Source organism: Collinsella sp. TM09-10AT (genome assembly GCF_003436275.1).
Taxonomy (GTDB): domain Bacteria; phylum Actinomycetota; class Coriobacteriia; order Coriobacteriales; family Coriobacteriaceae; genus Collinsella.
Window position 1 is genome coordinate 40,277 of record NZ_QSOP01000003.1, and the last position, 20,753, is coordinate 61,029.

The following is a 20,753-nucleotide window of genomic DNA, read 5'->3' on the forward strand; positions in this document are numbered from 1 at the left end:
CATGGTAGAGAAACAAAATACCCCAGAAATCCGCTTCGAGGGTTTCACTGACCCTTGGGAACAGCGTAAGTTCTTGGATGTCGTCGATGTTTGCAGTGGTAAGGATTACAAGCATCTCAAAGAAGGCTCCATTCCCGTCTATGGAACCGGTGGTTTTATGACGAGCGTTGACGAGGCTTTGTCTCACGATCGCGATGCTGTTGGTATCGGCAGGAAGGGAACAATCGACAAACCGTATTTGCTAAAGGCTCCATTTTGGACGGTTGACACGCTGTTTTATGCGATTCCAAAATCGGACATTGACCTTGAATTCGTTCATTGCTCCTTCTTGAATGTTGATTGGAAATCCAAAGATGAATCAACTGGGTTGCCCAGTTTATCTAAAGAAGCAATTAACGAAACGATCGCACTTGTTCCAAGTTTTAACGAACAGAGCCAGCTCGGCGAGTTTTTTAACAACCTCGACACCCTCATCACCCTTCATCAGCGTAAGCACGAAAAGCTGTGCACGGTGAAGAAATCGATGCTCGACAAGATGTTTCCGAAACCCGGCGAGACCGAGCCCGAAATCCGCTTCGAAGGTTTCACTGACCCTTGGGAACAGCGTAAGTTGGGGGAACTGCTTCTTTTCCAAAATGGTTTTAATGGCTCCAGCGAGTCATTTGGAAGCGGGATTCCGCTTATCAGTGTCATGGATGTTCTTGATGATGAATTCATTACGCACGAGACAGTAAGGGGCAAAGCTCGCCTAAATTACGAAGAAGCTAGCCGCTATTGTGTTGAGTACGGTGATGTACTGTTTCAGCGCAGCTCGGAAAATCAGGAGGATGCCGGAACGTCGAACGTGTATCTTGACCAGCATGTTCCATCCGCTTTCGGAGGATTCGTGATAAGAGGTAAAAAAGTCGATGAGTATAACCCCATTTTCATTAAATATCTTCTTGGTTCCTCTTTAATTCGCGAGCAAATTACTCACAGAGCTCAGGGCGCTCAACATATCAATGTGTCGCAGGATACCTTAGCCGATGTTGTTCTCTTGATGCCCTCCATGCGCGAACAGGAGGCTGTCGGATTGGTTTTCCTCCATCTCGCTAACCTCATCACCCTTCATCAGCGTAAGTTGGATTTACTGAAGAATATGAAGAAATCGCTTTTAGATAAGATGTTCGTTTAGTTTTTTGACACAGGCATCACTCTGTGATCCCTGAAACCGTCGATTCGCATTGGCCGAATCGACGGTTTTTACTATTTGCGACCGAGACATAAGACGTCATCGCCTTCTTGCCGCTGTCGCTGATGAAGGGTGATGAGGTTATCAGTCAACTCCAGTTGCTGTGCAATTGCTTCCTGCTCGGCTAAAGACGGACACCAAATCGGCATCTCAAAGAACATCGAGTCAGAAATGGAGAACCTGTCTGATCGTGCGCCTGTATTACCCTCAAGAAACATGAAGTCGTGCCATCTAGATGTTTTGAAATAGTGCTCAAGATACGTCTTGCAAACACCGTCATCAATAGAAAAAACCGTGTATAGCGGCGACATGACACCCGTTCTGTTCAGGCGATTTCTATTAATTGGCCCACATGGCGCGATGGTAGAAATGCGGGGGTTATACACGAAATCATTTGGATGCACGACGTAATACCCATTTGCGTTTGCTTCGTTAGTGATGTCGTGGTCAAAATAATCGAGTTGGCTAACAATCCCGCGCTCAGCAGAGTTTGTAAATGTCTCATTCAAAGCACCGTCAGCATTCTTGGTAGTTACTTTTTTGCCGACATCCCCCAACTTACGCTGTTCCCAAGAAAGATACCCGCATAAGCCACGGTATCGGCACTTACGCTGATGAAGGGCGATGAGGTTGTCGAGACCCTCTAGACAATCAGATATTGCTCGCTGTTCTTCGATGGTCGATGGTACTTCAGCCGTAATTTCAGCGAAACGTTCGTACCTCAGAGTTTGCGTATCTTTGGAATTGCCCTGAGAGTTGCAGAGGTATTTGTAAAGCAATTCAGGCCTCTTCAACAGGTAGCCAAAGCAAGTCGAGTCAAGCTCGACTACAGGCTTTGCAACCACATAAGCTGGGCTTACGATACCGTTGTACCTGCTTGAACCGACCGCGCCCTGCCACATGCGCATGCTGTTGTACACGATGTCCCCGACGCGAACAATCTTATAATTGGCGATGCTTGCGCCAGGATTGGTGTCTCTTTCGGATTCGGATGCCGGATAGATACCGTTGGCTACGCTAACCGACAGGATTTCTTCGGTTGAGGAGCGCTCATCGCTTTCGACAAACAGCTCCCCCAACTTACGCTGTTCCCAAGCGGTTATCCAAATTGGACGACTCCATCTTGGGAACAGCGTAAGTTGGGAGAGCTATGCACGTTTTCTAAGGGACATGGATACAGCAAAGCTGACATTAGGGATGCCGGCACCCCACTAATCTTATATGGACGCCTGTATACCCAATACGAATCGCGTATCGAGGAAGTAGACACTTTTACCGTTGAGCAGGATGGATCGATTCTTTCAAGGGGCAACGAAGTGATCGTTCCTGCATCCGGTGAGACGGCAGAAGATATCGCCGTCGCATCATCCGTGCGCAGGTCAGGAATCATTTTGGGTGGTGATTTGAACGTCGTCACCCCGACAGGCAAGCTCGATCCGGACTACACCGCACTTGCCATAACGCACAGCAAAGCCCATGATGATTTGGCAAGGCGGGCACAAGGAAAATCGGTCGTACACGTCCATGGCAACGACATCGCTGAAGTTGAGATCTCTTACCCGTCGGAAAGCGAGCAAAAGCGCATATCATCGGTTGTTCTCAATCTTGATTCCCTCATCACCCTTCATCAGCGTGAGCCACGGTTTGCTGATACAGGTTAAATAAGAGTCGAAAGAGCCCTCATGACGATGTCAATGTCCTTGTTCTCGAGCTCTTGAATGACGTGCAGATAGGTTTCCTGAGTGGTGGTCATGCTTGCATGGCCGAGCCTTCGGGACACGCTGGCGATAGAGACACCGGCGAACAGTAGAAGTGATGCGTGCGTATGCCGCAGTCCATGGACGGATATGGTGGGCACGCCAACATTTTTGCAGTGGTGCGCCAAAACGCTGTTAGCCGTCGAGTTATAGACTTTCCCCTTCACAAATATGGGCTCGGTCGGCGGAAGGTCTTTGAGCAGTCCAGAAAGTTGCATGATGAGTTGCCAGTCGAGTTGAACCTTCCGCATCGATGAGGCGTTTTTCGTGGGGACGAATCCGCCACCGTTCTTGTAATCCCAAGTCTTGTTCACCGAGAGCGTTTGATGGGCGAAGTCAAAGTCTTCGGGAGTAAGTCCAAGGGCCTCGGAGAAGCGCAAGCCCGTTTTAGCGACTATCAGAATAAGCCAATCCCAACTCGGCCCGCCTGATAAATCAAGGTCACCGAGCATGGCATGAAGCTCAAACTGGTTGAGATACTTGATCTTTTTCGCCCGCGGCTGTTTCCCTTTGATGATGGCCTTGCGCGTAGGGTCGCGGGGAATGAGTCCTTCGTCAACTGCATCAAGGATCGCCCCCTTAAGCTGATGGTGGAAGTCCATGGTTGTCTGGCGCTCGTGGTGTTCTGCGTAACCATTGATGAGCTGCTGGTACGAGGTCCGGTCGAGATCTTTTATCTTGAGGTCTGGAATCAGCTTGGCAAGCCAAGACTGCGTGAGCCGGTACTTTCCCATGGTGACCTCACGGATGGCCCCTTCTTTGTAGACGCTAATCCATTGCGAGTAGTAGTCGCAGAAAAGAGATTCTTCATTGATAACAATTGGCATTTTTACCCTCTTTCATCATGTGAGTTGGCTCACGCTGATGAAGGGTGATGAGGTCGTCGAGCTTGGCAAAGAACCGGCCGATTTCTTTTTGCTCTCCACTGCCTGGAATAGTGACTTCTGCACTCAGTAAGTCCTTGTTGTAAAGTCGCTTAATCGTGCTGCCTTCTAAGCCCCATTCAATTTGCGAATATAAAGGCTTGAGAAACGTATCGTTCAATCTATGATCGTGTTCGAGCCAAACAATGTTTGAGTCTTGAAAATATGCCTTTTCACCTTGGTATTCAACAACTCGCCCAATACTTCCTGCAGCCGATATCAATAACGTACCCGGAGTTGGATACGGATAGGTACGCTTGAAGTAGTCAAACAGCTCATTGGAGATGAAGGCATCTGGATCCGCACCAAAAGTTCCAATCTTAAAGAACGGAACATCGCCCTGCTCCGAGGTTTGCTCTTTGTAGATGCGCTTGCACATCGCAACCGAACCAAATTCTCCCAACTTACGCTGTTCCCAAGTTGAAACGAGGGGACGCATGGTCGCATGCGTCCCCTCAGATAGACAAACTTTCGATTTCGCCTGTTCAAAAAAGCCGCTCATTCGTCGATGTCGAAACCGCCTTCCAGGATGAACTTCTTCAACAGTGCAGCCGCACGGGTGTTCACCTTGAACAGGGGAAGCGTCCTGCCTTCCTTCTGCTCAAAGAAGGCCTTGGCGCGCGCCTTGTCCACCGAGTCCTTCAAATCGTCGAAGCGTCCGAACTCGTTAATGTTCGATTCCGTCAGGTCAAGCGCAGCCATGGTGGCAAGAAGCCCGCCGTCTATGCCGAGCGCCTCGACGATTCGCTCGACTTGAGCGTTTTTCGCCTTGCGGGCATAGGACGTGATGTAATCCCTCAACGTCTTGCCATCTTCCAGGGCGACGTCCCCTCGCTCGACATCGTGAAGGAACAGCTCGGCGAAGCGCTGGTCATCCTGGCTTAGGGACGCGAACGATCGGTGGAGCTCCTCGCGCGCGGCGGCAAGACCCTCGTCATCCTGCTCAAGGCATTTCAGCCACTTCTCGAAGTTCGCGTTCATGTAGTCGCTGTCTATGAGCCCCGTGTCGATCTCGGTTATATGACCATCGAGCTCGTAGGGCGCCTCGGGCGCGTCGCCAGGCCCGTCCCCTCCTGCGAACAACTCCTTGTAGCGCTGCACGAGAATGAGATAGGTCCGCTCGTCGATGACCGGTTGCACGAAGAAGGACTTGCCCCTCGGCTCGCCTTCCTCCGGCTCCTCCTCAAACTCGTAGGTGTCCTGCTCCCATGTGAAGCCCTGCACCTTCGCGGCCTCAAGGAACTCGTTGAGCTCAACGAACTCCTTGGCGAACTTGCGCCTGGCTTCCTGCGATGCGGGGAGCCTGGAGAGGTCTCCTACGCCAGCTGCTTCGAAGACCATGAGTATCTCCCGAAGGCACGCGTCCATCAACGCGATATTCTCCGGTAGCTTCTGGACAAACATGTCGAGCGGTCGGTCTCCCGAATACAGCTTCACTGCCGCTTCGATATAGCCCTTCATGGTGTGGGGATGACGGTAATAGCGGATCGTGCCGAAGGGCTTGTCGGGGCCGAACAGGCGATTCGTACGGCTGAACGCCTGGATGATGCTCTCGTAGTCGATGACCTTGTCGAGGTAGAGCGTGTTGAGCCATTTGGAGTCGAAGCCCGTGAGCATCTGGTCCACTACGATGAGCAGGTCGATACGAGAGTCGCGGTTGGAGTCGACGTTGACGTAGGGCTTCTTGTGAGAAAGGCGCGCCGAGATGTCCTTCTTCATGGCGGGCCATGTAGGGATGGTGTACTCCTGGCCGTATGCCTTGTTGTAGTCTTCTATGAGCTCGACCAGGGCATCTTCCTTCACCGTAGAGCCGGCGCTGTTGTCAATGCTCGGGTCGAAAAGGGCGGTCACCTTCATCTGCGGGGCGCGTTCCTTGAAGGCTCGGTAATAGTCAATCGCCTCTGGAATGGAGCTCGTCGCCAAGATTGCATGGAACTTGTTGCCGTGGGAGAGCACCGGGAAACGGCGCAGGATATCCTCTACGACCTTTTCGTGGTGCGGAGTGTCGGGCCAGTATTGGGCGCGGGTGAGGAAATCCTCGATGCCCTTGATGCGGTTGCCGGCGCTGTCGACCATCGGTCCCATGGGGACCTTTGCCGAGTCCATATAGTAGTAGAAGACCTTGCTCTTTCGATCGTCGAAGATGGCTTCGGCTACTGTTGCGGCTTTCGCTTGCTCTAGGGCGACCGCCTCGCGCACGTCGTGGTCGTCGAAGGTCGTCACCATATATGGGTCGAAGCCCAGGACGTTGCCGTCGCGGATGCCGTCTGCGATGCTGTAACGGTGCAGACACTCGCCGAACACCATGGCGGTGGTGGAGCCCTTCTTCTGGTTCTCGTCGAGAATCGGCGTACCTGTGAAGCCGAAGAACAGCGCGTTGGGGAACGCGTGACGTATGTCCTGGAGCATCTCGCCGAAAGTGGAGCGGTGGCACTCGTCGATGACGAACACGATCCGTTTGGAAGCTAGGCGGTTGAGTTCCGCCTGGGTGATTCTGCCCTCGCCAGCCTTCACGTTGCTCATCTTCTGGATAGAGGTCACGATGAGGCGGTTCTTGGGGTCGTCGCTCGCGAGCTTCGACTTCAGCACCTGCGTGTTCTCGGTCCCCTGCACGTCGTCGGCGTCGTCTGCGAACGCGCGGTACTCGGAGAGCGACTGCGTGCCCAACTCGATGCGGTCCATGAGAAAGATCACCTTGTCGGCGTCGCGCGAGTCAGCTATGAGCTGGGCAGATTTGAAGCTCGTCATGGTCTTGCCGGAGCCGGTGGTATGCCATATGTAACCGCCGGGACGCCCCGGGGTACTGCTCTTGGGTCTCTCGTCCCATTTGCACCTGCGCACCTTGTCGGATATGGCGGCGGCCGCGTAGTACTGGTAGCTGCGCATGACCTTCAGGCAGCCGTCCGAGCTGTCGGCCACGGTGTAGAAGCCGATGAGCTGGTGCGCCATAGGAATGGAGAGCAGCGTGGAGGTGAATCGCTTCCATTCGTCGGCTCCAGGTTTGTCGCCCGCACAGACGGGCTCGTTGTTGAAGTCCTCCCAGTGGAAGAAGAAGTTGGGGTTAAACGCACCCGCTCCGGGGTTGGCGAAGTACCGCGCCTCGTCAGGGGTCATTCCCACGAAGATCTGCACCAGGCGGAAGAGTCCCGTGAACACACCTTCGTGCGCGTATTTTTCAATCTGGCCGGTTGCCTGGCTTACGGGCACGCCGCTGCGCTTAAGCTCGATATGGATGACGGGCATGCCGTTGATGAGCAGGCATAGATCACCGCGACGATCGTTAAGGATTTTGCTTTTAGCAGGATAAACCGGCTGTTGAGCAATCTGGTAGCGGCTCTGACCGGCTGCAATCTCCTGGCGATCGTAGATCTTTAGGCTCACCTCTCTGCCTAGATGAAGCACATCGTCGGGGTTGTCGCGTGTGATGGCAACGGTCTTCCCATTGATAAACCCGTTTAGCGCGAGCGGGGTCTTGAGCGTTTCGATTTGTTCGATGACCTGTGCCATCTCGCTCTGGGTGAGCGGACAGCCGTTCAGGCGGTCTATGTCGGCGTTGTTCTGGAACAGAATCTTCGCCCAGTTGTCGATGAGGTCCTGCTCGGTGGGATAGCGAAGCACACCTCCCGCATCGTCCCAGCCGTGCTGCTTCAGCACGGTTATGACCGCTTCTTCGAACGAAGCCTCTTTATCGAAAACCATAGCAAAACCTATCTGCACAATTGCAAAAAGCGCATTTAACTGTTCCAAACATTATAGGTCACGCGGCAATTTCCCCGGGATGGCTCAGGCCCATTACAGTCTGAAATAGGCCATCGATAAATTTCGATGGCGAGCATTCGGCACATTGCCTACGTACGGGCAAGCCCCGAGGGGCCGCCAATCAGACGCCTCCGGATGGCCGTCTGCCCCTACCTCCCCTCCGCCTTAAGTCTCAATAGCAGGTCGCCCAGCTCGGGGCACTTGCTGGAAAGGCGCGTCTGGGATCGCTCGCCCATCCCCCACCGCTGGCGGATCTCCTGGGCGTGCGGGCTCACACGGTAGTCCCCGTCCATCATCTGTTTGAGCAACTTGGCGGTTACGCGCGCATCGGCTAGGGCGCTGTGGGCGTGGCCCGTCGACTCGTCAAACTCGATGCCAAACCACGTTGCCGCGTCGCCCAGCGAGACGCACCCGTGGCTGCCCACGTCCATGATCGAGGTGTAAAACGCCTGCAAGTCAGCCCAGTCCGTCGGAAATGCGGCAAGGCCGATGTGTTTTGCCTGGCACTCGGTCAAAAGCTGTCGACAATCCGCCCCGCTCCAGCAAACCACCTGGGCGGAGTAGCGACCGATCCAATCGCTGAGCCTTTCGATCACCACATAGAGCGGATCGGCCATCGCGGTATCCACGGCCGATATCCCTGTGAGCTCGCGGACGGGGAACGCAACGCCTTCGGTAAATTCTGTCTGCACAAACTGCGAGAACTCGCCTATAACGTTGCCGTGGTAATCGAGCTTGACGGCGCCAACCTCGATAATCTCATTGCGCAGCCCACGTCGCTGGCGCTGCTTTGGCACCGGCGCAAACTCAAAGTCCAGCACAATCTGGCGCGCAAAGTTCGTCGTATCGATAGCCGAGATACACGGCGTCTTTTTGTCTGGCACGGTCAGGGCCTTTCTCCGTCAACTGCCGCTCGTTTCATAGGCGGCTACATTGCCGTAAGAATAGGCGGTCGCGCGGACATAAAAGCGGGGCGCAATGCCATACGCCAGGCACACGCCATACAGACGGCCCCAAGGGAGTCGCCTGCTCTATTCAAATGCATAAAAAAGGTTTAGGCCCGGTGACTTGAATCAGCGGTCATCCCGGGCCCATCAGAGCTCACAGAGCTCTTGGTTGCTTTGGTCTTGCTCTTCACGGCGCTTATCGAACTTTCCGAGGCACTCAAGCAGCATTCGAAGCATAACAAGTCGCTGCCATTAAGGCACTGACCTCTTGACCAAGCAACGGCGCTGCCCAGCTCTTCACCACTTGGCTGCCGTCGACTTTATTCTATCCGCGAGCATCTGGTTTACCAAATGGATTTTCGGTAAAGGAAGCACGGCACGCCCGCAAAACCACTACGCCCCAAGTGCCGCCATGGGGATCACCGCCACGCCGTCGTCGCGTGTGTAGGCAATGCTCCCCTTTCCAACCACGACCGCCAAAAACGCCGGCGCGGCATTCTGGGCGGCAGGATTGGAGAGCACTTTCCTCTCCAGCGCCTTGAGATTTCTCGCTCCATCGTCTGCTTTCGCATCACTCAGCTTGACCTCGATGGCTCCCCAGCGCCCGTCGTGCTCAACGATCAGATCGACCTCAAGGCCCTTCTCATCTCGGAAATAATGGACACTGTTGTCGACACCGCCGTAGGTGGAAAGGAACACGCGCACGTCGCGCAGAACGAGGTTCTCAAAGAGCATCCCCAACGTTTGCATATCGCCAAGCAGCCGCTCAGGGGTAGCCCCCAGCAACGCCGCCGCAAGTGACGGGTCACAGAAGTAGCGCTTGGGGCGCACGCGAACGCGGGCCTTCGAGCGCATGGGCGGCTCCCATCCGCACAGGTCCTCGGTCAGCTTGAGCCTGTTGAAGAGGTCCAAGTACGCAGCGATGGTCCTCTCGTCGGGGCCCGCCTCACCGTACGAGGCGTCCTTTATGAGCGTCTTGTACGTGACGGCCTGGCTCTCGTTCATGGCAAGAGCTCGCAAAAGGCCGTGTGCAAGCTCGGGCGACATGCCCTCATCCAGCACGTTAACGTCGAGCACCGAGTGCACGTACTGGCTTGCCGTCTCTCGCGCAAGCTCTTCCGAAAGCCCAAGGTTTGCAGGCCAACCGCCCCTGCAGCACCAGCGGGCGACGTCATCCACCGTGCTCTCGCGATGCTGAGGGGCAAAACCCTCGCCCTTAAAGAGGCTTGCCAGTGACACGAGCGGCTCGCCGTCGCCCGACTCGCACAGGGCCATGGGGCGCATTGACAGACGGGCGATCCTACCCGTGCCGGAATGACGAACATGGCTGCGCTCCTCGCTTTTGAGCGCGGTCGAGCCCGTGAGCAAAAGTGTCCCGCGTTCGTTGCCGCTCGCGTCCACGAAGCGCCGAGCGGCATCCCAAACCTCGGGCACCTCCTGCCATTCATCGACCAGGTGTGGCGCATCGCCGATGAGCGCCAGGCTTGGGTCGACCTCTGCCGCCGCGCGCTGCGCAGGCTCATCGAGCCTGGAGACGCTCGCCGAGCGAGAGAGCGCCGTCCAGGTCTTGCCGCACCATTTGGGACCGTTGATCTCCACACAGCCAAATGCCCGCATAAGGGTGTCGAGGCGCTCCTCTATGAGCCGGGGCCTATATCCCTTTTGGGTCAATCTCTTTGGTGCATCCATAGACGGCCGTCCCTCTCTATCACGCGATATGTGAAATTACGCCATTCTCAATGCTGATTTTACGCTACATTCAATGTAGTTTTTACGCCATGGCAGATGCAGTTTTTACGCTATTTTCATTGAAGGTTTTACGCTTGGCATCCTTAGCGCGACACTCGCTCAACCCCTGACCACCGAATTGCCCGAATTCCGGGATGCTGCCTCCGCTCCAAACAAAAGGCCCCGGCTCGCGATGGAGCTGCCTCCCATTTCTTGAACATTAGAAATGGGAGGCTTTCCACCCCATGCCTCTATCGGAAACGGCATCCCGTCCTGAGCATCGAATCCGGGACGTAGTTTCCGCATGCGGCCTCGTTAGGAAAGCATGTCCCACTCTGAGCGCTCATTCCGGGGTGCAATTTCCACCAGAGACGCCGCCGGGAAAGCGCATCCCGGTTTGGAGCCAAAATCTGGGACGCATCCCATTCTGAGGCATGATTCCGGGACGCAGCTTCCGTTTGAGGGCCGATCCGGAAAGCGCGTCCCATTCCGAGCATCACATCAGAGCGCGCTTGGTTATCTCCGCCCTCACATCTCGGCAAAGGAGATCAACTTAACGTCTCCCCTGCTCTCCGCGGCATCCCGACATCCCTGCGTAAAGCCGCTTTTTGAGAAAAGTGCATAGCTTTTTCGTTGCCGTCTAAAGAGCTCGCTTCGATGCACGAGCTTTTGCAGCACGTCTTCGCCTACCGGCTCATTGCGCCATTTGCACTCCGCAAACAGCGCAGTGCCCTCGCCATCGTCAACAATCAAGTCGATTTCTTCCTGCGTATGCGTGCGATTATCCGTCCCCCACCAGCGCCCGACGCTCGCCGGAACCACATCGAGCTGGCCCGCGCGCGCGAGTTCGTACACGTATTGTCTGCATATAAGCTCAAAGACCGTACCCATGTAATCCGATATGTGCGGCTCAATGCGCTTATACGCCATCTCAGCCATATCGTTTTGAATCGGCCCAATGTTCTGCGGAACAAACTTGTACCAGAACCTAAACATATGGTCGCTCAGCAGATACACGGCTCGCTTATTGCTCGTCTCGTTTAGGGGCAGCTCGCGCTCGACAATCCCAAGCGACGCTAGCTTATCCACATAGCTCTTTACGTTGCTCGCAGGGATTCCCGTAGAGCTCGCAATCTCCGAGATCTTCGAGCGCCCCTGAGCAATTGCTTGCACGATCGCATCATATTGCTCGGGATTGCGGCACTCTTGCAATAGCAGGTTACTCGGCTCCTCAAAGAGATAGCCTGTAGGAGTAAGAAAAAGACGTTTGATGTTGTCCTTGAGCGGTGCGGCAGGATCGACTTTCTCGATATATGCGGGAATGCCGCCCGTCATGCCGTAGCAAACCGCTGCATCTTCGCGCTCCATGCCCTGCCACAGACCGAGGGTCGTCGTAAAATCGAGCGGCATGATCTTAAACTGAGCCGTACGCCTACCGTATAGCGGGCTCTCGTAGCCCAGCACCTGTTCTTCCATAAACGAAAGAGACGACCCGCACAGGATAAGCATGAGCTTGGTCTTTTTGTACAAGTGATCGATCTTGTCTTGCAGCAACGAGCTGATCTCGGAATTTGATTGAGCGAGATAGGGATACTCGTCAATCACGACAATCAAACGTTCCGTGCGGGCCATGGTGGCCAATGCATCGAACGCCTCGTCAAAACTACGAAACGACACGCCTGCAGCACCAACCGAGCCTGCAAGTATCGCCTGGCTAAAGCCGTGCAGGTTTGCCTCTGCATTGGTACGACGTGCTTGAAAGTAAATAGCCTTCTTGCCTTGGATGAACTCCGTGATAAGGCGTGTTTTACCCACGCGACGGCGGCCGTAAATCACAGGCATCTCAAAGGAGCCCGTGCCATACAGTCGATTGAGCTCGGACATTTCCGCTGTTCTTCCGATAAACATAGGGCCATCCTTCCTTTACGTTATAGCTAGCTATATTATACCTTCCTATAATATAGCTAGCTATAACGTAATTCGACAAGCGGGCCACGCAAAAGGGACGTTACACCACCGCACGTGGACTGTTCCGGAAAATACATCCCACTCTGGGGCCGAAGTCTGGGACGCAGTTTCCGGTTGAGGGGCGTTCCGGAAAGCGCGTCCCATTCCGAGCGGCAATTCCGGATCACTGTTTCCGCAGATACAAGACGACAATCCGTCGCCCTTATCACAGGCCTTCAAACATACGATCCGGAAACGCAAAACAGCAGATAGAATGCTCTTTTTCAAATAAGTACACGTCCCGAAACTTACCAAGATTTCATATCTAGCTACCGTTCAAGGTCGCCGATTACCGCCCACCGATTCGGATGTAAAAATGTCGCCGAAAACAGGCCATCTACCTGCATGGTTAGATTTTGGTCAGCTTTTGGTCAGCTGAGCGGCAAGTTCCAGCTGATACGTTTTTGCTACCCAAAAGGAGGCGGTAGCTCATGACCCATTGCAATGACCAGCTCATCGACCAACTGCTCACTCAAGCCGAACAAGAGGGGCGCTGTCTAATTCCCCCGAGCACGGCGATCCGAAAAGCGCTCCTTCGGCGCATCGGCGGCACGGTCGTCTCCCCCATGCCGGGTATGTTCGCGCGCAAGCCACGCTGGAAAGAGCTCAACCGAGCGCAACGCCATTGCGAGATTATCCGCGCCCTTGCGATCATCCACCCCGATTGGACGTTCTGCTCGTTTTCGGCCGCCTGTCTGCTGGGGCTCGAGGTCTCGTGGCGGCACCTGAACGTCGTGCATGTTTGCAGCTCGACAAAGCCGTCGGCTCGTCCGGGCGCACATATTCAGCGGCACCAGATTGAGCCGGCCGGAGCAATACGCAGAGCCGGCATATCGGTAACGCCGCCCATCCAAACGGTCACAGATTGCCTGCTGCAAACTGGTTTTGCCGACGGCATGCCCATTGCCGATTCGGCGATTTTAAAGCTCGGCCTTGCACGGGAACAGCTGATGGAAGCCGTCGAACAACGAGCGACCGCCCGCAATGGTCGCGTGATTCGCACCGCCCTCATGACACTTCGATATGCCGACGCCCGCGCCGAGAGCGGCGGGGAATCGGTCGCCCGAGCCGTCATGATCGAGACGGGCTTTGCGCCCGACTGGCTTCAATACGAGCTAACGGACCCCTTCGATTCGGCCAAGCCCATACGAACGGACTTTGCCTGGGAGCGCCAGGCGCGGGAACTCACGCTGGGCGAGCTCGACGGGCTCATCAAATATACCGACCAGACCATGCTGGCCGGACGCACCACCGCCGAGGCGCTCGTCGCCGAACGACAGCGCGAGGCGCACCTATCGCTCTACGGTCACCCTCTGCTGCGCTTTACCATGAACGAGGTCCGCTCGGCAGGAACGCTCGCCAAAAAGCTGCAGACGGCAGGCATCCGGCAGACCGCGCTACCGACATGGCTCAACGAGGTAGAGCTGTAGGGGCTGTTGGGCCACGCATTGCCGGATCGCATCCCCCTATCTGGACCGCGTTTTCCCAACGGCCACGCCAACGGAAAGCGCGTCCCAGTCTGGACGCTCAAAACGAGACAGGCTTTCCGGATGGCGGGCCAGCGGAAAGCGTGTCCCGGAATCAAGCCTCAGAACGGGACGCAGCTTCCGCTTGAGAGCTGTTCCGGAAAACGTGTCCCACTCTGGAGCCGAATTCCGGGATGCAGTTTCCGTCAGAGGCTCAGGAGGAAAATGCATCCCATTCTGAGCAGCGATTCCGGGACGCAGTTTCCGCTTGAAGGCCGATCCGGAAAGTACGTCCCACTCTGGGGCTCGATTCTGGGGCACAGCTTCCGCTTGAGGCCTCCGCCGGAAAGTGTGTCCCATTCTGAGCGTCGAATCCGGGATACGGTTTCCGTTTGAAGCCCCGTCCGGAAAGTACGTCTCATTCTGGAGCCGAAATCTGGGACGCAGTTTCCGCATGCGGAGGCGCTCCAAACAAAAGGCCCCGGCTCGCGATGGAGCTGGGGCCAAAGACGCAGCATATGTAGTTGATGTTGAGCGCGAACAGCCCGTCAGCAATGGGCGTCCGCGCTCTACTCTACCCGCGGTGACGGGCGCGGCTGTACGGGGTATCCACCATGGGCAGATCCGGGCGCAGCTTACCGTCAAACGCGCGGTAGGCATTCTGCACGGCGGGCGCCGTGGGGATCGTGGCGATCTCGCCGATGCCCTTGCCGCCATATGCCACAGGCAGTAGCTCGTCCTTCTCCACGTAAATGGCGTGGATATCCGGAATCTCGGGCGCACGGAACAGCCCGAGCGTGCCATACCTTGCCTGGGGTACGCAGTCCTTGAGCGGCCAGTCCTCGGTAAGCGCATAGCCCATGCCCATGAGCACGCCGCCTTCGATCTGACCCTGAATGGAGATGGGGTTGACCACCTTGCCGGAATCGTGCGCGGCATAGACCTCGCTCACGCGGCCGTCATCGTCCAAAATGACCACATGCGTGGCAAAGCCGTAGCAGATGTGGCTCTTGGGGTTGGGGACGTCGGCGCCCAGTTTGTCGGTCGGCTCCAGATACACGTAGCCAAACTCGCATCCCTCGAGCGCCTTGATGGCGGTCGCGGGGTCCTGAGGATGCATACCCTGACCAGCGACGAGCTCCTGCGCGCGCAGCTGATAGGCGCGACCGTCGTCGTACTCGATCTTGACGCCGTCGCCATGCGCGCTCACGGGAGCGGCGGGCGCAGGCTTGCCGGCCTCGATGCCAACCATGGCATCGCGCAGCAGGAAAGCGGCGCCGCGCACAGCCTCGCCGGTCACGACCGTCTGACGCGAGCCAGACGTGGTGCCGGAGTCGGGAGCGTTCTCGGTAGAGCACTCGCCGTTGGCGATGCAGCTCAGCGGCAGACCGCAGGCCTCGGCAACGTCCTGCAAAAAGACGGTGTTGCAGCCCTGGCCGATGTCGGACGTGGCGGCATAGACCACGGCCACGCCATCCTCGACGCGAATCTTGCAGCGGCCGGCATCGGGCAGGCCCACGCCCACGCCGGCGTTCTTCATGGCGCAGGCGATACCGGCGTGTCCGGGATGCGCATAGTAGGCATCCTTGACCTCGAGCAGCGTCTCCTTAAGCGCCGTGGAGCAATCGGCAATCTGGCCGTTGGGCAAAACCTCGCCCGGCTCGATGGCGTTTCTGTAACGAATCTCCCACGGGTCCAGGCCGACCTTCTCTGCCAGCAAGTCGATCAAGCTCTCGAGCGCAAACTCGGACTGGCAAACGCCAAAGCCGCGGTACGCGCCGGCGGGCGGGTTGTTGGTGTAGTAGCCAAAGCCGCGAATGTCGGTGTTCTGGTACTTGTAGGGGCCGACGGCATGCGTGCAGGCGCGCTCGAGCACCGGGCCGCACAGCGACGCGTAGGCACCGGTGTCAAAGTTGATCTCGCAGTCCAGGCCGGTAAAGTTGCCCTCGGCGTCGCAGCCCAGCGTAAAGGTGCCGTCCATGGCGTGGCGCTTGGGATGGAAAGCGAGCGACTCGGCACGTGTGAGCTTGCACTTCACAGGACGCTGGAACTTATAGGCGGCGAGCGCGGCCAAGTGCTGGATGGACACGTCCTCCTTGCCGCCAAAGCCGCCACCCACGAGCATGGTCTCGACGACCACGCGCTCGGGCTCGTTGTCCCAGCCAAACATGTGGGCGCACTCTTTGCGTGTGTCGTAGGCACCCTGGTCGGTCGACTGCACCTTGACGCCGTTCTTGTACGGGAAGGCAACGGCGCACTCGGGCTCCAAGAAGGCATGCTCGGTAAAGGGCGTGGTAAAGCGCTGCGTCACGGTGAACGCGCTCTCTGCCAGCGCCTTGGCGGCGTCGCCGCGCGTCACATGGCGGCTCTGGCACACGTTGTCCTTGAGCTCCACCGTGTTGCCAAAGGCAAAGAAGCTGTCGTGCAGACGCGGGGCGTCGGCAGCCCTGGCCTCGACAATGTTGCGCACGGGCTTCAGCGGCTCGTAATCGATCTTTACGAGCTTCTTGGCCTTCTCGAGCGTCGCCTCGTCCTCGGCAACCACCAGCACAATGGCATCGCCCACGCAGCGGGTGATATCGCCCGCCGCGATCATGACGTCCCAATCCTGGATAAGGTGGCCGACCTGGTTGACCGGCACATCCTCGGCGCGCAGGATGCCCACCACACCGGGCAGGGCCTCGGCCTTGGAGGTATCGATGGAGAGCACGCGGGCGCGCGGATACTTGGAGCGCACGGCGCTGGCGTAGGTCAGACCCGGCTGATCGAGCTCGTCGATGTCGTCGGGATACTTGCCCTCGCCGAGCACCTTTTTACGCACGTCGATGCGGAAGGCGCGCTTGCCCACGCCGTAGTCGTCGCCGCGCTCCAGGTCCTCGTCGATCTGCTTTTCGCCGCGGAGCACCGCAGCGGCCAGCGAAATGCCCTCGATAATCTTCTTGTAGCCGGTGCAGCGGCAGACGTTGCCGCGGATGGCGTACTTGATCTGCTCCTCGGTGGGCTCGGGGTCCTCGGCGATGAGCGCCGCGCCCGCCATGACCATACCGGGGATGCAAAAACCGCACTGCACGGCACCCACGGCACCAAAGGCGTACACAAAGGCCTCGCGCACGTCCTCGGGCAGGCCCTCGACAGTCACGATGTTGCGACCGGCGGCAAGAGCAGTGGTCAGTACGCACGCCTTGACGGCCGCGCCGTCTACATGGATGGTGCAGGTGCCGCAGGCGCCCTCGGAGCAGCCGTCCTTGGCGGAATGGATGTGCAGGTCGTCGCGCAGGTAGCGCAGCAGCGGCTTGTTCTGAGTCGTTGTGCGCTCCACGCCGTTAACGGTAAAAGTGAATTCCTGTGCCATGGTGATTCCCTTCTACACGCCGGCGGCGATGCCGGTGCGGTCGTGAATGGCGCCATGCGGGCAGACGACGGCGCACATGCCGCACGACAGGCAGTCCGCGCCGTCGATATGGGCGCAGTTGTCCTCGATGCGGATAGCGCCTGCAGGGCACTTTTTGGCGCACATGCCACAACCGATGCAGCTCGTGTCGCAGATCTTGCGCGCAATGGCACCCTTATCGGTGTTGTTGCAGCGCACCAAGATATTCTGGTAGCCGGGAACGAAGGCAATCACGCGCTGCGGGCATGCCATGCCGCACAGGCCACAGCCCGTGCACTTGGAGCGGTCCACGCGGGCGATGCCGTCGACCAGCGCAATGGCACCGTGGGGGCAGGCCGTGACGCAGGCGCCACAGCCAATGCAGCCTTCGCTGCAGTGGGTATCGCCGCCTGCGGAAGCACAGCCGCTTCCGCAGGCAACGTAGGCCACGTTATGTTGAATGGATTTGGCCATAAGAGACTCGCCTATTTCTTAAGAAGATACGGATAGCTGTCGCGCACGGCCTTGATGGTCAGGCGGACGGCCTCGGGAAGGCCGGTGTTGACGGCATCGACCGAGACGGTACGGACCGTGCCGGCAACACGGACCTTAAAGTGATCCTCGTCCACGGCCAGGAAGCCCTCGTTCTCGGAGTTCTCCATGTCCTGCTCGCTCCAGAACAGGGTGAGCTTGTCCTTGTAGGGACGACCCTCCTGGTAGGGGCAGAACACAGCGCAGTTGCCACACTCGTTGCACATGCCATCGACATGTACCACCTGATGCTTGGCCAGGCCCGGCACCTTAATAGCAACGTTTGCGCGGTTGGGGCACACGTCGCAGCAAACCTCGCACACCGAGCCGCAGCCCAGGCAGCGGGTCTTGGTGCAGCTGCGCTTGTCGCGGCACAGCGATCCCTTGCGCTCGTAGCAGGTGTCCTCGCGACCGGCCTGCTCGTTGCAGTCGGCGTACTTGTTAAAGTCCACGCCGGCGATGGCACGGGCGACCTCGGCGGCGTCGGCAATAGCCTCGACCACGGTGGCAGGACCGCGGCGGCAGTCGCCCGCAGCCCAGACGCCCTCGACGCCGGTGGAGGTGGCGGCAAGGCGACCGCGACGGTCGTGCTCGACGCCCGCGGCATCGTACAGGCTGGCATCGATACCCTCGCCCACGGCGCAGATCACCGTGGTGGCGGAAAGCTCGACGGTCTCGCCCGTGGCGACGGGGCTGCGACGGCCGCTTGCATCCGGCTCGCCAAGCTCCATGACGTCGCAGGTCAGCACGGCGCCGTTGAGCGCCTTGGGCGCCAGCAGCTCGCAGAACTCAACGCCATCGGCAAGAGCAAGATCGAGCTCTTCCTCGTCGGCGGGCATCTGCTTCTTGGTGCGGCGATACACCAGGCGCACGTTCTTCACGCCTGCCAGGCGCTTGGCCACGCGGGCGGCGTCCATGGCGGTGTTGCCGGCACCAATGACCACGACGTCCTCGCCCAGCTCAAGCTTCTCGCCCTTCTTGGCGGCCTCGAGGAACTCCAGCACGTCGAGCTCGGCACCCTCGCCCAGGCCCGCAGAGCCGGGCATCCAGGCACCGGTGGCCACGACCACGTCGGTAAAGCCCTGGGCCTTGAGCTCGTCAATGGACTCCACGCGGGCGTTAAGCTGAACCTTGGCGCCAAAGGCCAGGCAGAGCTCGGCGTCGTGCGAGATATCGTCGCTGGCGATACGGAACTCGGGGATTACGTGACGGACCACACCGCCGAGCGAATCGCGGGCCTCAAAGATGGTAACGGGCACGCCGACACGCGTCAGGAAGAACGCCGTCGCCAGGCCGGCCGGACCGCCACCGATAACGGCAACGTTGCGCTCGCCGTCGTTGGCGATAGCCTGGGCGCGCAGCTTGGGCAGCACGGCGGTCATTGCCTCGCGGGCGGCCTTGAGCTTGCTGGCGCGAATCTGGGCGCCCTCGGGCTCGTAGAATGCACGCTCGCAGGCACGGCCGCAAGGATGCGGGCAGATAGTGCCGGTGATGAACGGCAGGGCGTTGCGCTCGATGATGATGTTGAGCGCGTCCTCGTAGCGGCCCTCGTCAACAGCCGCCAGATAGGCAGGGATATCCTGCTGGATGGGGCAGCTCGTACGGCAAGGCGTGGTAAAGCAGTCGGAAAGCGGGCTCTTGCCGGCGACCTTGCGGTCGGGCAGCGGGCGCAGCGGCTTCTTGTAGAGCGGGTTGGTGAGCGAGTCGGCCTGGATCGCGGTCACGGCCTCGAGAGAGACGCCCGCGAACGGCTTGCCATCCAGGTCGATGAGCTCGCCGGCCATCTGGCTAAAGCGCTCGTAGCCACCGGGCTTGAGCACGTCAGTCGCCAGGGTGACGGGCCAAATGCCGGCGTCATACAGGGCACGGATGTTGTAGACCGTGGCACCGCCGGAGTAGCTGATGCGCAGCTTGCCATCGAACTGCTCGGTAATGCGACGGGCGGCCTCGATGGTCAGCGAGAACAGCGAACGGCCGGACATGTACATCTCGGTGGAGGGCAGCTCGTTCCTCGTCACGTCGACGGGGAACGTGTTGGTCAGCTTGACGCCAAACTCCAGGCCGCGATCGGCGCACAGGGCAATCAGGCGCTCGAACATGGGCACGGCGTCGGCCCACTGCAGGTCCTCGCGGAAGTGCGTGTCATCAAAGACGATGTAGTCAAAGCCCAGATCGTTGAGGCGCTGGCGGGCAAACTCATAGCCCAACAGCGTGGGGTTACACTTGATGTAGGTGTTGAGGCCCTTCTCGGTGATGAGGTAGGTCGCGATGCGGTCGATCTCGGCGGGCGGGCAGCCATGCAGCGTGGACTCGGTGATGGAGTTGGACACGCGCGCCGGAATGGACTCGACAAACGCGGCGTCGACATGCTCAAACTTGTCCAGGTTGGCGAGCGCCCATGCGCGGCACTCGTTCCAGACGTCGGAGCCACTGGCGTCCTTCATGCCCTCGATGTAGGCATCGACCTTGGGACTCTTAATGCCCTCCAGGTCATAGCCCACCGACATGTTGAAGACAAAGCCGTCCGGGCTGCCCAGACCGTACTCGCGAGCGATCAGGTGGCAGGCAAACCATGCCTTCACGTACTCGGCAAAGGCCTGCGGAACCTCGAGCTCGGTCGACCATTCGCAGTTGTAGCACTCGTCCTGAGCCACGATGCAGGGCTTGTTGACGCACTTGGAGAGCTCCTCGCCGTCCATAACCTGGACGGTCTTGAGCTCAAAGAAGCGAGAACCGGCCACATAAGAGGCCACGATGTTCTGGGCCAGCTGCGTATTGGGACCGGCAGCCGGGCCAAACGGAGTCTCGATGCGCTCGTCAAAAATGGGAAGCGCACCCTCCTGGTTGGTCGTGACCATCTTACGCACGCCAAAGATGGCGTCCTGGGTCTTGTGCTCCTCGATGATCCAGTTCATCAGCTGCGAAAACGGGATCGGCCTCATGATGTCGCTCATAGTGAGCTCCTCTCTGTAACGCCCGGCGAGACCGCGCGGCGGGCGCAAATACGGTGTAGCGCTAGCACAGCGCCGGCGAC

General features: G+C 58.1%; 13 protein-coding genes. 3 read left to right on the top strand and 10 right to left on the bottom strand.

The features are described 5' to 3' along the window. Nucleotide 1 precedes the first annotated feature (1 nt). Complete coding sequence (locus DXD77_RS01975; protein ID WP_199408984.1) at nt 2-1,174, top strand: restriction endonuclease subunit S; 1,173 nt, start codon at nt 2-4, stop codon at nt 1,172-1,174. Nucleotides 1,175-1,245: 71 nt separating this feature from the next. On the opposite strand, the gene DXD77_RS01980 is transcribed toward DXD77_RS01975, so the two are convergent. Next, a complete protein-coding gene (locus DXD77_RS01980; RefSeq protein WP_369831493.1) occupies nt 1,246-2,364 on the bottom strand; it encodes a restriction endonuclease subunit S in 1,119 nt (372 codons plus the stop codon). Between DXD77_RS01980 and DXD77_RS01985 the strand changes: the two genes are divergently transcribed. After that, nucleotides 2,317-2,892 carry a restriction endonuclease subunit S gene (locus DXD77_RS01985; protein WP_255413155.1) on the top strand — a complete coding sequence of 192 codons (576 nt, stop codon included), beginning with the start codon at nt 2,317-2,319 and terminating at the stop codon, nt 2,890-2,892. The genes DXD77_RS01980 and DXD77_RS01985 overlap by 48 nt on opposite strands. On the opposite strand, the gene DXD77_RS01990 is transcribed toward DXD77_RS01985, so the two are convergent. The 6 genes from DXD77_RS01990 to DXD77_RS02015 all read right to left on the bottom strand — a co-directional run bounded on the left by DXD77_RS01990 (nt 2,889) and on the right by DXD77_RS02015 (nt 12,253). Continuing rightward, nucleotides 2,889-3,815, bottom strand: a complete 927-nt coding sequence (locus tag DXD77_RS01990) for a site-specific integrase (RefSeq protein ID WP_117647542.1) — start codon at nt 3,813-3,815, stop codon at nt 2,889-2,891. The two genes, DXD77_RS01985 and DXD77_RS01990, sit on opposite strands and share 4 nt — an antisense overlap. Then, nucleotides 3,796-4,413, bottom strand: coding sequence for a restriction endonuclease subunit S (locus DXD77_RS01995; RefSeq protein WP_233506697.1), 618 nt, complete (start codon nt 4,411-4,413; stop codon nt 3,796-3,798). Before DXD77_RS01995 ends, DXD77_RS01990 begins: the two co-directional genes overlap by 20 nt. Further along, nucleotides 4,410-7,610 (bottom strand): HsdR family type I site-specific deoxyribonuclease, encoded by a 3,201-nt coding sequence (locus DXD77_RS02000; protein ID WP_117647544.1) that lies wholly within the window; start codon nt 7,608-7,610, stop codon nt 4,410-4,412. Before DXD77_RS02000 ends, DXD77_RS01995 begins: the two co-directional genes overlap by 4 nt. Nucleotides 7,611-7,819: 209 nt before the next feature. Continuing rightward, nucleotides 7,820-8,554, bottom strand: a complete 735-nt coding sequence (locus DXD77_RS02005; RefSeq protein WP_158549074.1) for a 3'-5' exonuclease — start codon at nt 8,552-8,554, stop codon at nt 7,820-7,822. A 456-nt stretch (nt 8,555-9,010) separates the two neighbouring features. Then, a complete protein-coding gene (locus DXD77_RS02010) occupies nt 9,011-10,216 on the bottom strand; it encodes an ATP-binding protein (RefSeq protein WP_233506699.1) in 1,206 nt (401 codons plus the stop codon). A 657-nt stretch (nt 10,217-10,873) separates the two neighbouring features. Continuing rightward, entirely contained in the window at nt 10,874-12,253 is a 1,380-nt protein-coding gene (locus tag DXD77_RS02015) for an ATP-binding protein (protein WP_117647550.1), read from the bottom strand. Between the two features lie 530 nt (nt 12,254-12,783). Between DXD77_RS02015 and DXD77_RS02020 the strand changes: the two genes are divergently transcribed. Beyond that, nucleotides 12,784-13,782: a hypothetical protein gene (locus DXD77_RS02020; RefSeq protein WP_117647551.1), complete on the top strand. Its 999-nt coding sequence runs from the start codon at nt 12,784-12,786 to the stop codon at nt 13,780-13,782. Between the two features lie 610 nt (nt 13,783-14,392). On the opposite strand, the gene xdh is transcribed toward DXD77_RS02020, so the two are convergent. The 3 genes from xdh to ygfK are packed head-to-tail and all read right to left on the bottom strand — an operon-like array spanning nt 14,393 to nt 20,673. Beyond that, nucleotides 14,393-17,170 carry a selenium-dependent xanthine dehydrogenase gene (gene xdh, locus DXD77_RS02025; RefSeq protein ID WP_117647553.1) on the bottom strand — a complete coding sequence of 926 codons (2,778 nt, stop codon included), beginning with the start codon at nt 17,168-17,170 and terminating at the stop codon, nt 14,393-14,395. Nucleotides 17,171-17,182: 12 nt separating this feature from the next. Continuing rightward, nucleotides 17,183-17,662, bottom strand: a complete 480-nt coding sequence (locus tag DXD77_RS02030; protein ID WP_117647555.1) for a 4Fe-4S binding protein — start codon at nt 17,660-17,662, stop codon at nt 17,183-17,185. 11 nt (nt 17,663-17,673) lie between these two features. Next, on the bottom strand, nt 17,674-20,673 hold the full coding sequence (ygfK, locus tag DXD77_RS02035) for a putative selenate reductase subunit YgfK (protein WP_117647557.1): 3,000 nt from the start codon (nt 20,671-20,673) through the stop codon (nt 17,674-17,676). Between the last annotated feature and the right edge of the window lie 80 nt (nt 20,674-20,753).

Bases quoted from the DNA above. Each gene is read 5' to 3' on its own strand.
- DXD77_RS01975 (WP_199408984.1), top strand. From the start codon at position 2: ATGGTAGAGAAACAAAATACCCCAGAAATCCGCTTCGAGGGTTTCACT.
- DXD77_RS01995 (WP_233506697.1), bottom strand. From the start codon at position 4,413: ATGAGCGGCTTTTTTGAACAGGCGAAATCGAAAGTTTGTCTATCTGAG.
- DXD77_RS02020 (WP_117647551.1), top strand. From the start codon at position 12,784: ATGACCCATTGCAATGACCAGCTCATCGACCAACTGCTCACTCAAGCC.
- xdh (WP_117647553.1), bottom strand. From the start codon at position 17,170: ATGGCACAGGAATTCACTTTTACCGTTAACGGCGTGGAGCGCACAACG.
- ygfK (WP_117647557.1), bottom strand. From the start codon at position 20,673: ATGAGCGACATCATGAGGCCGATCCCGTTTTCGCAGCTGATGAACTGG.
- DXD77_RS02015 (WP_117647550.1), bottom strand. From the start codon at position 12,253: ATGTTTATCGGAAGAACAGCGGAAATGTCCGAGCTCAATCGACTGTAT.
- DXD77_RS01990 (WP_117647542.1), bottom strand. From the start codon at position 3,815: ATGCCAATTGTTATCAATGAAGAATCTCTTTTCTGCGACTACTACTCG.
- DXD77_RS02030 (WP_117647555.1), bottom strand. From the start codon at position 17,662: ATGGCCAAATCCATTCAACATAACGTGGCCTACGTTGCCTGCGGAAGC.
- DXD77_RS02000 (WP_117647544.1), bottom strand. From the start codon at position 7,610: ATGGTTTTCGATAAAGAGGCTTCGTTCGAAGAAGCGGTCATAACCGTG.